At 50.2% G+C, this 15,053-nt stretch carries 5 protein-coding genes; 4 read left to right on the forward strand and 1 reads right to left on the reverse strand.

Annotation, left to right across the window (positions count from 1 at the left end; genetic code table 11):
- Positions 1-57: 57 nt before the first annotated feature.
- Positions 58-7,638, reverse strand: coding sequence for a pullulanase (locus L6H70_RS12930; protein ID WP_236333644.1), 7,581 nt, complete (start codon positions 7,636-7,638; stop codon positions 58-60).
- A 673-nt stretch (positions 7,639-8,311) separates the two neighbouring features.
- Here L6H70_RS12930 and L6H70_RS12935 point away from each other — a divergent pair.
- The 4 genes from L6H70_RS12935 (at position 8,312) to L6H70_RS12950 (ending at position 14,959) form a co-directional block, all read left to right on the forward strand.
- Complete coding sequence (locus L6H70_RS12935; RefSeq protein WP_236333646.1) at positions 8,312-9,349, forward strand: LacI family DNA-binding transcriptional regulator; 1,038 nt, start codon at positions 8,312-8,314, stop codon at positions 9,347-9,349.
- A 253-nt stretch (positions 9,350-9,602) separates the two neighbouring features.
- Entirely contained in the window at positions 9,603-10,265 is a 663-nt protein-coding gene (pgmB, locus tag L6H70_RS12940) for a beta-phosphoglucomutase (RefSeq protein WP_236333647.1), read from the forward strand.
- Between the two features lie 292 nt (positions 10,266-10,557).
- Positions 10,558-12,876, forward strand: coding sequence for a glycoside hydrolase family 65 protein (locus L6H70_RS12945; protein ID WP_236333649.1), 2,319 nt, complete (start codon positions 10,558-10,560; stop codon positions 12,874-12,876).
- Positions 12,877-13,270: 394 nt separating this feature from the next.
- Positions 13,271-14,959: a glycoside hydrolase family 13 protein gene (locus L6H70_RS12950; protein WP_236333651.1), complete on the forward strand. Its 1,689-nt coding sequence runs from the start codon at positions 13,271-13,273 to the stop codon at positions 14,957-14,959.
- The last annotated feature ends 94 nt before the right edge of the window (positions 14,960-15,053 follow it).

The raw sequence follows: 15,053 nt of genomic DNA on the forward strand, positions 1-15,053 counted from the left end.
CACAAAAACGGCACTCTTCATCCCTATGAAGAGTGCCGTTTGGCGTTAACCGGAAACTTATTCAGCTAACAATTTGTAAATAACCTGTGCGCTTTCTGCGCGGGTCATCATTGCCTTAGGCGCAAATTGCTTGTTCTCTCTGCCCTCTACCAGCCCAAGCTCAGCCGCAGTGTTTACATAGTCTGCTGCCCATGAACTGATGGTACCGGCATCTGTGAAAGCTACAGATGAGGAGCCTGGGCTAGTTTTCTTGCCCTGCTTCACTTCCAGCGCACGGATCACCATAACTGCCATCTCCTCGCGGCTGATTGCAGCATTCGGAGCAAAGACATCAGCGCTGCGTCCGGAAACAATGCCTTGGCTGACAGCTGCCGCCACATAAGAAGCATACCAGGCATCTCCACTGACATCGCTGAATGAAGCTTGCCCTTCCGCTTTGATTCCCAGTGCACGAATCAGCAAGGCGGTAAATTCCGCACGGGTGACACTTACATCCGGTTTGAATTCGGATGCTGTCACACCTGTTATAATTTGTTTCGCACTGAGCGATTTAACCGCTTGAGCTGCCCAATGCAGAGCCGGAACGTCCTTAAAGGACTTATTCAGCTCAAGTGCCGCGTATTTACTGAAATGCGTTACCTCTGCTGTAATTTGATCCCCGTTCACAGTTCCGCCCACATACTCGAGTGAGTTATTATCACCTACAAAGTAAATTCCAAGCAACTCTGTATTTACATTCCCGCTGAACTTAAGTGTAAGCTCAACCGGAGCTGCAAATGAAGTTGCAGGAATGCGTGTGCCGTCCTTTTTAAGCACGGACAGTGAAAAATCATATACTTTTGAGGCCGCGGTCACACGGGTATTGTTCCCGTTCAGCCCGCTCAGCAGGCTATTCACTGCTCCGTCCTGAAGCGGGGCTGTGCCGAATAGAATCTGCGCACCTTCCGCATCCGATCCGTTCAGGGATGACTGAAGCCCGTGCAATACTTCACTAGGCAGGGTCACCGAGAGCTCACCCAGGTGTAGAACGAGATCATTCGTGCCGAGTGCTGCTGCAGCCTGAATCGGCAGCAGTACCGATGATGCGGATGCAGCAACATCAATTGTAACCTTGCCGTCCTTGCCGGCTTTTAGACTGTCTGGACTAATTGTTTGTGTGCCGGCAGCAGGTGTTGCCGCAGGTACGGAACCAGGGATTGATCCCGGAAGTGTTACTGGCACTGCTGCCAGAATAACCGTTCCGCCTTCATCTCTGCCTGGAAGATCAATAGTCACCTTCTGATCACCAGACACCGTATACGTTTTGCCGCTGTATTCATCTTTTACAACTGCAGCTGCGGCAAACGGCACCGGTATACTTACCGTCAAAGCATCTTTTCCTGTATTGATTACTGTAATAACATTCACATTGTCATACTGTTTGTTAAAGGCAAGATATCCCAGATCATCCGAACCGGCCAGCTTCGTGCGCGTGCCTTTGGAGAATACTTTGGAATACTGGGCCCGGATATTCAGCAGCTTCTGATAGTGGTCATGAAGCCCCTGCCCCGCTGTCAGCTGATCCCACGGCATATCTCCGCGGTTCTCGCTGAACTCTCCCTTGGACATATCCCCGGCATTGCTACCGGAACGGCCCAGCTCTTCCCCGTAATAGATGACCGGCTGGCCTTTCGCCGTAATCTGCAGCGCTGCCGCGATCATCAGCTTGCCTTGATCTCCGCCCACGTAATCGGAGAGGAAGCCGTTCTCGTCATGGCTGCTCAGAAATTGGGCCATAGTTTTAGTGTTGTCTAACTTAGATTCACGGTCTTGCAGATAAGCATCCACATCCGTGATTTTGCCGTCGGTGAAATTTTTGGCAGCATTCTTGAATCCAAAATCAAGCAAGCCGTCCATTTGGCCGGACTGTAGATTGCCGCCGTCACCGTCAATCGTACCGCCATAGTATTCGCCGACCAGCTTGAAGCTTGGGGCGATAGCAGTCAGTGCATTTTTGAAAGCTTTCCAGGTCGTACTCTCCACATGCTTAATGGTGTCTACCCGGAAATAGTCAATCGTATCTCCGCGGTCAGTCCGCGCATTGTCCAGCCAGCCTGTCTGCCAGTCGATAATTTGCTTGCGTACCGCAGGATCCTCTGTCTTGAAGTCCGGCAATCCCGCCAGCTTGCCCTTGACCGGATCGGTATCCGCTGAAACATTGTCTGTACGGAGCATGCCGTCAAAGCGCGCTTTATCCGCTGCAGTAACACCTTCATAGCTGTCACCTGCTTCAAGGCCGTAGCCTGCATGATTCAGCACAACGTCAACCATAATTTTAATTCCCTTGTCATGCGCCTTCTCAATCAGTTCCTTGAAGGTTGCCATATCGCCAAGATGCTCATCCAGTTGGGTGAAATCCTTGGCCCAGTAGCCATGGTAAGCATACTGTGTGCCGCCGAAATCAATGCCTTTGTTGAAATCGATGTTGTCGACAACCGGCGTAATCCACAGCGTATTAATCCCAAGCTCCTGAAGATAATCCAAATGATCGATCATCCCCTGGAAATCTCCGCCATGATAGGCTTCCAGATGGGTTTTGTCCACGTTCTCATTGTTGGCCGCATCGCCGTCTGCAAACCGGTCCGTCAGCGCAAAATAAATCCGCGCCTCATCCCAGTCGAAGTCGAGCTTAGCACCGGTATACGTTCTGGCTTTAACCTCAACCGTTACCGCACCCGTATGGCTGTTGCCGTACTCATCAATCAGCGTAATTGGAACTGTTTTGGTCCCTGCCGCTACCGTGTCTTTCACGGCAATGGTATGCTTCATCAGCCCCATATCAAGCTGAACCTTCGCCGGTCCACCCAGAGCAGTCAAATCCATGTAGCCTGCCTGATAGGACACTTCTTCCGCAGAAGCCGCTTTGACCGTCACTACAGCATTTTCATTGGAAGTCACTGCTTGTGGCTGTACGGTTGCTGTTATGGTGACATCAGGGTTATGGTAGACCACAGCTGATTCACCGTTCACTGTATTTTTCGGATCCGTCAGCTCTTCGGTAACACCCTCCTTGGTAATCAGGAAGGTATACTTGTAGATCCCTTCTTCCACACCTGTCAGTACATAAGTAAACCATTCGTTTTGAGCATCATAAACCATCGGATATTCGGTGCCGTTCACCTTAACAGCGGCTTTCTCAATACCTTCCTGGCTTCCGCTGCGGAACAGCGCATCATCACGGTACATGAAGGTTATTGTTCCGTCCTTCATCACCGGACCGCTTATAAATGGCTTAATGTCCAGCTCCTTCACCTGACTGGTAACAATAACCTTGGTGAATTGCTCGCCTGCGGTCAGTGGAATAACACGGTCATCCGGATAATCCTGTTTGCCAGTATTCCAGTCTGTGCCTTTTCGGAGCACAAAACCTACACTTGTAGCATTCTGTGCTACTTCAATCAGCACGCTGGCCTTGCCGTCTTTGAAGGTCGTGAAATCAATCTGGTCATTCTTGGCACCTGTGTTCCAGACCCAGATGTTCCAGTCCGTATAATCCTTGTCATCGCGGACATAGGTAAATTCAACATAGCGCTTGTTGTCTACAGCCTCTTTGACTACTTTAACGGTTACAGCCGCGGAACGCCCGCCGTAGGAGATCGTAATCGTAGCCGTTCCGGCTTTTATCCCTGTAACTACACCTTTACTATTTACGGCTGCCACATCCGGTTTATCGGAAACATAGACTGCAGTGTTCGTAATATTACGTTTGCTGCCGTCATCATATTTGGCATAGACAGCCGACTGGTGCGTGGTGCCGATCTGGAGGGAGTAGTCCGTACTGTCTGCTTCCACAGAAGTGAAGACTGCTGCCGCAGCATCCATCCGGATAATTACGGCCGTCAAGGGTTGCAGCTGAATTGAATTAGCGGTCAGTGTAAACCCGCTCTGGTCCTGAGCCGGGATAGCTGTGGTTCCCGCTTCATCGTTATCGGCAAGCACCGTTCCACCGGTCAAATTCTCAGACAGCGAAAGGGTTCTTGCTTCATCGTCTCCGTTAACAAAGACATAATAGATGCCTGTTCCGTCTGTTGCTTTGTTCTTATAGCCGATCACCAGATCAGTCGCTTTTACTTCCGGTGCCTGGATCAGCGTAACATTGGAATCGACCATGCTCTTGTCACCCAGACGGAACGCATCTGTGGATCTTCTGAGCTCAATGAGCCCTGCAGTATAATCTTTGGTCGTGTTTTGTACCGGGAAGCTCACTTTATCCGTTGCTTTGGCCCAGTCAAACTTGTTGATAGCATCAGAGGAATCATAAGAATCGTGGATAAAGTAGCCAAAAGACTTGCCTGAGGCATCCTTCATCTCGGTATATTTCTGCTCGGGTACGCCATTACCCAGCCACTGCTTCGTACGGCCATATTCTTGACCCGCCTGCAGGAAAGCCGTTCCCTGTGACGTCAGCTCCAGCGTGTTGCCAAGCCTGATCCGCTGCTGGATTTCCAGCTCATTCGCGGGAATCGACGGGTCCTTTTTAATCGACTGTGCAATAACATCATGCAGCGTCAGATTATCATGGGCTTCGATATACGGCACTACATCACCCGGATCATCGGCAGGAATGTTAGACGGCTGTGCCTTGATATTATTCAGGATGGTCGTAATGGAACGCGCACCGCCTGTGATGAATCTCGGCTCTCCTTCCGAACCAAAGCCTGATTTCAATTCATTGCGGAATTCATCGGAGAACACGCCGACGCTGTCCGTTTTGTCCATCCACTGCTGATCGGCACCCTTGCCTGCAAGCGACGGATCGGAAGCTGCACCGCCAAAGGTGACCCAGCCTTCTCCGATAAACAGTGCCTTAGGATTGATCGCCGCCGCAGCATCATAAGCCGCCTGCACCGCATCCTGCGTTGCATCGCCCATCATATCCCAGCGCATACCGTCTATTTTGTATTCGCTGAACCAGTATTTGACGGAATCCACCATCAGCTTCTCCGCCATTTTGTGATTCGTTGCCAGGTTGTTGCCGAAACCGCCGATAAAGTTGCCGCCCGCATCCTGGAACGCATAATAGTTTGGCACGATATCGTTCAGGAATTCCTTCTTCGCCATATGCGTATACACAACGTCCAGAATGACACCCATTCCGGCTTCATGTACAGCATCAATGAGGCCTTTCAGTTCCTTGATCCGCTCTTCGGGATCTGCCGGATTCTGTGAATAGGCACCATCCGGGGAGAAATAGCTCTGCGGATCATATCCCCAGTTGTACTCATTGTTTTGGGCCGAATAGGCCGTTTCTCTTTGATTCATTTTCGTCTCATCCCCGTAATACCAAGCCATTACCGGGAGCAGCTGAATGTGGGTAACACCCAGAGATTTAATATAATCGAGTTTCTTGGCAAAAGCGGCATAGGAGCCCCAGCGTTCGCCGTCCAGGCTGCTCTCAATGGATACATCAGACGTGAAGTCGCGCAAATGCACCTCATAAATAACGGCATCCTCACGTTTCTCGTAACCTGCAATATCCGCTGCATGGTAACTGTCTGGATTAGTCCGGCTCAGGTCAACGATCGCCGCTTTGCCGACGGTATCTCCGTCCGCACCTGCTGCGCCTGTAGTATCAACGGTGAATACGGCCATTGATTTGGCATAAGGATCTAGTACCTGCTTCATGACCCCGTTATTCGTTACCTCATACTGGTAGTAGTAGCCGCGGACATCCTGCTCACCACTTACTCCTGTAATATCGGAGGACGTCAGCTCTGCTGACCAGACTCCTTGCTCCCCCTTGGTCAGGCTTACCCGGCCGACAACTTCGGCTGAGTTGGACTTATTGTACACATTCGCCACAACCGTGCTGGCCATAGGTGCCCATAGCTTCAGCGTGGCCGATTTGTCAGCCGCATGATAGGTCGCTCCAAGGTCATCACCTGTGTAATTGTACATCTCATCAAGCATTCTCCAGCCGCTGGAAGCGGATACGGTTTTGCCGGAATAAGTAATGCTAAGCGGTGTTTTATCCAGATTAAAAGTTGCGGTATCGAGTTCAATGGATGTAGTGCTTGTAATCTTCACGGCAGACACAGGGACGGTTGCCCCTTCTTTGTCCTTCACCGTGATCGCACTCTTGAGTGCCGCAGCATCCAGACCATCGGTCAAAGTAAACCCGAGCAGGATTTTACTGGCAGACAGCACTTCCGCCGATACCAGTCCCACCGGTTGTTCGCCGAACGGAGAGACATAAACATTATTATCGCCTTCTTTGATCCACAGCTGATTGTAGCGGTCCAGCAGGCTAAAAGCTTTGTCACCGCCGTCCTTATCTCCGTTTGAAGGCTTCACCACGAGGAAACCGAGCTTCTTCGCATTGTCTTTCAACGTGATATCGGTATATGCACCAAAGTGATCCACATGCTCCGCCAGAAAAGGAACTGCGTCGGACGGCCAGGTGCTTGGCGCTTTTGCCACATCCTCCCACAGCCATAATCCGTAGTCGCTCTGCTTATTATCTGCTCTAATATAGTGGATCCGGACAGTATTCGCAGGTAGAGATACCGGCTCATAAGGCGTCACCATATCCGAACCTTGTTTGATCCAGATTTCATTGGTTTGCGGAGTATTGATCAGAAAAGTTTTATCTCCTCCGTCTTTAGCTTCATTCGAGCGGTTAACGACGAGGAAGGAGATTTTTTTGGCGCCGGTTTTGAGCGGAATATCCACATAGGCACCATAGGAATCGGTCTGTCCTTCAGGAAATGCCGTCGCACCCGATGGCCAGCCCGCAGAGCCAGCCGCTACATCATCCCACAGCCACAGGCCCTGGTCGGTATAATCACCTGCAGTACGGCTGTAGTGAATCCGGATACTTCCTTCAGCTATCGGCTTCACGGTTCCCGGATTTACCGGAGCTGTGAATGTAGCATCTACTCCGTGATCCAGCGCATTGTAGCGGAAGGTCACTGGCAGATCTGCCGGTAGGTTCAAGTTCAGATTGGTATCAGGATAGGAATGATCTTCGGCCGGAACGGTTCCCGGAACAAAAACCTTGTAAGAATAATCGCCCTTAGGCAGATTCACTCTATTTTCGTAAACATTATCAAAATTAGTATCGGCAAGCATTGTCTTGGCATCAGCCGCCGAATGATCACTGGCATCCCCCAGTTCTGTCTGCAGAGAGCCAACCAGCCTTGGCAGCTTATCTTGCGCAAGCGGTGTGTAATACGTGGAATCTGCAATTTTCTTAGTGATGTAGTTGTAATAAAAGGTTACGGCTGTCTCGGCAGCAAGTGTAAGAACAATATTGCCGCCATTGTCTTTCCCGCCGGGATTGGTATAGCTGCTGAACCCATAGCTCTCATCCCAGGTGCCGTTAAGCGCAACCTTGTACTCATAGGTTCCGGCAGGCAATACACCAGAAAACTTATAAGTGCCGTTGTCCGTATACGTCATTTCCGTTACAGTGGCTGCCGGACTCCAGTCATTCGTAGGATTCGCCTCTGTAGACAATTCCGACTGAAGTGTGCCGACCAGAAATGCCTTGGTTGCAGCAGCCTGCACCTTTGATGCCGGAAAAGAAAAATAGGAGCACACTAGAACAACAATCATACTGACGGCAAAAGCCTTTTTGCTCCATAAAGCTAACTTCATTCCTTCAAGCCCCCCCTAATGATGTTTTCCTTCAGTTGCGCGGGTATTGCGTTCATGTTAAATTGACCGTCTCTTCCGGTCGTCCGGCTGCTTAGGCCTGAATAAGCCCACGCCCTCCTTCTCATATTCGCTGAACGGCTCATTGAAACCAGAGAACATTAGCGCAAACGTTTGCAATAAAAGGTTTACTGACCTAAAGTAAACAAACCTTTGTGCGCACAGCAAAAATAACCCGAATCAAACACATGTAAGCGCTTCTAAGTTCTGTTAACCATATTATTCCGGAAATTAAAGCGTTGTCAACAGGCATTTTTATTAATTGCATGGCAATAAGGCATAGTTATCGCTGAAAATAATTTCATTCCGTTGCACATAGTTGCACAGGATAAAAGGCTCTTAGACCAGTTATTGAAATGATTTTTCAACAAAAACCGTTTGCACACTTCATTTCGGCTGATTTCCCTTCTCTGGCCATGGCTTTGCTCCCATTCAACCGCTTTTCTCCGGTTCTGCCGAATTCTCTGTAGAAACATGCAATAATGGGCCGCTTTTCCTTGCTATTCCTCCAAAATCGCCTGTAAACAGCCTGCTGCAGGACTTTCTCTATTTACAATTAACAGCACTTCGATTAATATTACTTTGTAAAGCAAACGGTTCCATGAAGGAGGTTTCTATGACAGTTACCATTAAGGATGTGGCTAAGAAAGCGGGAGTTTCTCCCTCCACTGTATCCCGGGTGTTGTCAGGCCATCCCAGAATCAGCCTAGAAACTTCCCGTAAAGTTAAAGTAATCATGGAGGAAATGGGCTACACTCCGAATATGATGGCTAAGAGCCTGGTTTCGAAAACGACCAACAGCATTTGTATTATCTTGCCGAAGCCTGCTGAAGAGCTTTTCTCCAATCTCTTCTTTATGGAATTGATCCGCGGGATTGTTACCCAGTCCAGCCGATCCGGCTATGATGTACTGATTAGTTCCGGAGCGAACGAGAAGGAAGAGCTGGAGGCTGTCTCCCGCCTGCTCAAAGGGCGCCGGGTAGACGGCGTTATTCTGCTGTACTCACGTAAAGATGATGCGGTTATTGATTTTCTCGAATCCGGCGGTTATCCCTTTGTCCTTGTTGGACGAAGCGACCGCTATGAGGATATATTATCCGTGGATAACGATAATGTCATGGCAGCCTTTGACGCTACGAACCATCTGATTTCTATGGGTCATGAGCGCATCGGCTTTGTCAGCGGGCCGCCTAATCTCATCGTTTCACGCGACCGTCTTGAAGGATACCGCAAAGCTATGCTGAATAGCGGTCTGGAGATGCGGACGGAATGGATTGTGGAAGGCGAATTTCTGCAGGATAGCGGCTACCGGGCCATGTCATTCTTTATGAATCTCCCGAACCGCCCGACAGCACTCGTTGCCGTCGATGATATGGTCTCTTTCGGAGTACTGCGTGGTCTGAACGAACTGAAATACAAGGTACCCGAGGATCTGGCGATTGTCAGCTTTAACAACATCCCGCTCTCGGAGTTGTCCAGCCCGCCGATCAGCAGTATTGACATCGGTATTTATCATCTTGGTTATACGGCCTCCCAGGTGCTGATCCAAAGCATCCAGAAGCCGGATAATGATGCCGGATATACAAACCGTTTCGTCATTCCCCACCGTTTGATCGTAAGAGAATCTTCTATGTATGCTCCAGGGAAGAAATGACCAAGATTCAAGAATAAATGAAGCAGTCCCTTGCTTCATTTATTTTTTCGAATGTTGTACAAACGTTTGCGCTAAGTCTGCAGCGTTAAAACAACCTTCATCCATAAGTACTTAGCTATACGCTTTCGGTGCGAGTTTTGTACGAAGCCATTCAGGAAGCTATGCTCACAAAACTTAAGTTTATGCTTCCGAAGCCAGTTTTGTACGAAGCCATTCAGGAAGTTATGCTCACAAAACTTTTAGGAGGTTCAACATGTCAGCAATTAAAGCTTGTCTGTTCGATTTGGACGGCGTGCTCGTCGACACCGCCAAATATCATTTTATCGCCTGGAGAGAGCTTGCCGAAGAACTCGGATTTGTGTTCACCGAGCAGGACAATGAGCGCCTTAAGGGCGTCAGCCGGGCCGCTTCCCTGAATATCCTGCTGGAAATCGGCGGACTTGAGATAGACGAAGCGGAAAAAGCACGGCTTGCCGAGCAGAAAAACAACCGCTATGTGGAATACATCGCCAAAATGGACAGCTCCGAGATTCTGCCTGGTGCATTATCCTTCCTCAAGGAATGCCGTGAAGCCGGAATCAAGGTTGCCCTCGGGTCAGCCAGCAAAAATGCGATGACCATCCTGAACAACACCGGCCTGACTCCCTACTTCGATGCGATTATCGACGGTACACATACCAGCGCAGCCAAACCTGATCCTGAGGTATTCCTGCTGGGTGCCCAGGCGGTATCCGTTCCGGCGGAGCACTGTGTTGTGTTCGAGGATGCAGAAGCAGGAATCCTTGCTGCAACCCGTGCCGGCATGAGCAGCATCGGCATCGGTTCACCCGAAACGCTGTCTGAAGCGAACTTCGTCGTGCCTTCCCTCGCCCAGATCAGCGTTCCCAAGCTGCAGGAGTTATTTGCTGCTGTTTGATGAATAATAACTACTAACTGTAAGTTATTTCTTCATGCACTACTCTCTTTATAAAAGAACTATCTGTGAGAGAACCGGAGATACGTGATCAGCGGAGAAGGCAAAAGGAATGTGCAGAAGCGCCAGCGTTCGCCTTTGTCCCCGGATGCTTACCTTATAGCCTTCATCTGAGCATCCGGGGACAACAGCGATCGTAACATCCTTTTGCATTCGCAGCGGCCCCACGTAGACCGTACCGTCGAACCCATAGTTCCATTTATATCATCCCTCATTTAAAAGGAGCCAAAAAACAATGAAACAATATTTGAAAATTGATGAATGGTCCATCATTGAAGAGTCCTTCGATCCGCAGACCCAGGAAATTTCCGAGAGCGTATTCAGCATCGGGAACGGCTATATGGGCGGCAGAGCGAACTTTGAAGAGCAGTACAGCGGCCACAGCCTGCAGGGCAGTTATATGGCGGGTGTATACTATCCGGACAAAACACGGGTTGGCTGGTGGAAAAACGGCTATCCGGAGTATTTTGCCAAAGTGCTGAACAGCACCAACTGGATCGGGATCAATATTGAGCTGGACGGTACTCCGCTCGATCTGGCTGCCTGCACGGTAAGCCAGTTCCGCCGTGTGCTTAATATGAAGGAAGGCACGCTGTCCCGCAGCTTCACCGCCACCCTTGAAGACGGCAAAGAGGTTCAGGTGGAGAGCATCCGCATCGTCAGCATGGCCCGCCACGAGATAGGCGCCATCCGCTATTCAATCATTCCGGTGAATTTTGCCGGACAGCTTACGATCACTCCTTACCTCGACGGCGACATCAAGAACAAGGACTCCAACTATGATGAGAAGTTCTGGAACGAAGTAGAGAAGAAAAGCGAAGCAGAAGGCGGATACCTGACCCTCAAAACGAAAAAGCTCGATTTCCATGTGACTTCGGCGTTTGCCTACGACATTCTGGTCAATGGTGAAAAGCTTACAACGACACCTGAAGCAATTGAGCAGGAGAAATACGTGGCTAGTAAAGTCAGCCTTGCGGTACAGGCCGGCGACCAGGTGGTTATTTATAAATATGCCGCCAATGTGACCTCCCGTAATTACGGCCTCGGCCAGCTTGTAGACGCGGCCCATACCGCGCTAAACAGCGCCCGGGAAGCCGGATTTGTGACCCTTTTGACTGAACAGGCTGCAGCATGGGGCGACAAATGGAAGGAAAGCGACATTATTATTGAAGGAGATGTGTCAGCACAGCAGGCGATTCGCTTTAATATTTTCCAGCTTAATCAGACTTACACTGGCGAAGATGACCGGCTGAATATCGGGCCTAAGGGCTTCACGGGTGAAAAATACGGCGGCAGCACTTACTGGGATACCGAAGCGTATTGCGTGCCATTCTATTTAAGTACAGCGGATTCCACCATTGCCCGCAATCTGCTGATCTACCGCTACAAGCATCTGGAAAAAGCCAAGGAAAACGCCCGCAAGCTCGGCTTCAAAAAAGGTGCGCTTTATCCGATGGTGACAATGAACGGCGAGGAATGCCACAACGAGTGGGAGATTACTTTCGAGGAAATTCACCGCAACGGTGCCATTGCCTATGCTATCTACAACTATGTGAACTACACCGGCGACAAGGCTTACCTGGGCCAATACGGCCTTGAGGTACTGGTGGAGATCTCCCGCTTCTGGGAGGAACGTGTACACTATGTACCGCGCAAGGATCAGTATGTGATGCTCGGCGTAACCGGCCCGAACGAATACGAGAACAACGTTAATAACAACTGGTACACGAACCGGATCGCTGCCTGGACCATGGAATATACACTGGAAGCACTGGCGTACCTGCAGGAAAATGAAAGCTCCCGCTATGCCGAGCTGGCAGACAAACTGGAGCTGGTTGAAAGCGAAACTGCCCAGTGGAATGAAATTATCAGCAAAATGTATTATCCGTCCGATGAAGAGCTCGGTATCTTCCTGCAGCAGGACGGTTTCCTCGACAAGGAAATCATTCAGGTAAAGGATGTTCTGCCAGAGAACCTGCCGCTTAACCAAAAATGGTCCTGGGACCGTATCCTGCGTTCCTGCTTCATTAAACAGGCCGATGTGCTTCAGGGATTGTATTTCCTTGGCGACCGCTATGATCTGGATACTAAAAAGCGGAATTTCGACTTCTACGAGCCGATTACCGTTCATGAGTCCTCCCTCTCCCCTTGCATCCACGCCATTCTGGCTTGTGAGCTGGGCTACAAGGAAAAGGCTTATGAAATGTACCTGCGTACTTCGAGACTGGATCTCGACAACTACAATAATGATACGGAAGATGGCTGCCATACCACCAGCATGGCGGGAACGTGGATGTCGATTGTACACGGCTTCGGCGGACTGCGCGTTCAAGCAGACCGGCTGATCCTGAAGCCTTCCAATCCGGGACACTGGACTTCGTATTCGTTCAAAATCATGTTCCGCGGCTCACGGCTGAAGGTTATCGTTACTGATCTACAGGTTACGGTTGTCAATGAAACCGATGTTCCGGCGGCACTTACGATTCATGGCAAGGAGTATACTGTGAACGGGCTAAGCAGCGTCACTGCTGAAGGCACCCCGGTAACAGCATAACTTCTTCATGCCCCGGAGGCTTCAGCGCTTTCGGGGCTTTTTATGTAAGCTGAACGTTTAATAACATCAGCAAAAGCCCAGGCTTCGGGGAATATTTGGACTTCCGACCGCTGTTCATTTCTACCTTAGGGATTTGCCGTGACTACAGAGAATGTTTGGACTTCCGGCCGCTGTTGTCTGCAGATTTCTTTATTTGTACCGCTGTTAGCGGTGGAAATCCGCAGACAAAGGCGGACGCTATCGCTCCTACAGTTCCAAAATTCCCTTCCGCCACTTTTCCCTAGATATTAATTTCCAATAGCCCCTTCCGCCCTCCTTGCTGATTAATATTAAAAGTGTTCAGCTTAGATTGTTTATGTAGGTAAAATAAAACAAAACAAAGGAGCTAATAGATATGAACAGAGCCTTTTGGAAAGAAGCCGTAGTCTACCAGATCTATCCCCGGAGCTTCCAGGACAGCAACGGAGACGGAATTGGAGATCTGCAGGGCATTATCTCCCGGCTGGATTACCTGCAGAAGCTAGGTGTCGATGTGGTCTGGCTGTCCCCGGTCTACAAATCGCCGAACGACGATAACGGGTATGACATCAGTGATTACGAGGATATTATGGATGAATTCGGTACCTTGCGCGACTGGGAAGAGCTGCTGGCCGGGCTGCATGAGCGCGGCATTAAGCTGATGATGGATCTAGTCATCAACCACTCCTCCGATGAGCATGCCTGGTTCGCGGAATCCCGTTCCTCCAAGGACAATCCTTACCGCGATTACTATATTTGGCGTCCGGGCGGTCCAAATGGCGAGCTGCCGAACAACTGGAGCTCGATCTTCAGCGGACCGGCCTGGGAGCTGGATGAGGCTACCGGTGAATACTATCTCCATCTATTCTCTCGCAAGCAGCCTGACCTCAACTGGGAGAATCCGCAGCTGCGCGAGGCGCTGCATAAGATGATTGCTTTCTGGCTCGACAAAGGAGTAGACGGGCTGCGCATGGACGTTATCAATATGATTTCCAAAGTAGAAGGTCTGCCTTCGGCTCACCACGAAGGGCTGGCTCCCGGTGAGCTGGCCGGCGGCGGCGAATATTATATGAATGGCCCGCGCGTCCATGAATATTTGCAGGAAATGAACCGTGAAGTGCTGTCTAAATACGATGTCATGACGGTTGGCGAAACGCCCGGAGCCAGTGTGGAAGATGCTATTCTATACACGGACGAAGACCGCCATGAGCTGCAGATGGTGTTCCAGTTCGAGCATATGGACGTCGATTCCGGCCCGGGCGGCAAATGGAATGTGATCCCTTGGACGCTGAAAGGCCTGCGCGAGATTCTGCACAAATGGCAGGTCGGCCTCGCTGACCGCGGCTGGAACAGCCTCTACCTGAACAATCATGACCAGCCTCGGATGGTCTCGCGGTTCGGCAATGACGGGGAATACCGGGTCATCTCTGCTAAGATGCTTGCTACCCTACTGCACACGCTGAAGGGTACGCCATACATTTATCAGGGTGAAGAAATCGGGATGACGAACGTCAAATTCCCGCTGCTGGAAGATTATAAAGATATCGAAATACTGAACATGTACCGGGAAAAGGTCACTGAAGGCGGCGCTGATCATGATTCGATTCTGCAGGCGATCCACATCAAAGGCCGTGACAATGCGCGCACACCGATGCAGTGGGATGCTACGGACAATGCCGGCTTTACCGAAGGGACCCCTTGGCTGAAGGTTAATCCGCGCTATACAGAGATCAATGTTGAACAGGCGCTGGCCGATTCGGATTCAGTCTTTTATTACTATCAGAAGCTGATCGCCCTGCGCAAAAAACATCTCATTATGGCTTACGGCGATTACGAGCTGCTGCTGCCTGAGCATGAGGATATCTATGCCTACACCCGTACGCTGGAGGATGAACAATGGCTGGTATTGCTGAATTTCAGCGAGACTCCACAGACAGTAGAGCTTCCTGCAGAGCTGGCCGCCGTAAAAGAAACCATTATCGGCAATTATCCTGACGAGCCGTCCGCCGGAGATCGGGGAACGCTGCGCCCTTATGAAGCCAGAGTCTACCGTTTAGGGAACTGACAGCCTGTCCTCTAATCGGTTATACTTTGGAAACGAACCTGTCATTAATGAGCACAGAATAACAGGACTGGTCACTCATGGCATGATAGGATGA

Origin of the sequence: Paenibacillus auburnensis (genome assembly GCF_927798115.1) — a bacterium.
GTDB lineage: Bacteria > Bacillota > Bacilli > Paenibacillales > Paenibacillaceae > Paenibacillus_AQ > Paenibacillus_AQ auburnensis.

Excerpts from the sequence above, each read along its gene's own strand:
- L6H70_RS12930 (WP_236333644.1), bottom strand. The coding sequence starts at position 7,638 with ATGAAGTTAGCTTTATGGAGCAAAAAGGCTTTTGCCGTCAGTATGATT.
- L6H70_RS12935 (WP_236333646.1), top strand. The coding sequence starts at position 8,312 with ATGACAGTTACCATTAAGGATGTGGCTAAGAAAGCGGGAGTTTCTCCC.
- pgmB (WP_236333647.1), top strand. The coding sequence starts at position 9,603 with ATGTCAGCAATTAAAGCTTGTCTGTTCGATTTGGACGGCGTGCTCGTC.
- L6H70_RS12945 (WP_236333649.1), top strand. The coding sequence starts at position 10,558 with ATGAAACAATATTTGAAAATTGATGAATGGTCCATCATTGAAGAGTCC.
- L6H70_RS12950 (WP_236333651.1), top strand. The coding sequence starts at position 13,271 with ATGAACAGAGCCTTTTGGAAAGAAGCCGTAGTCTACCAGATCTATCCC.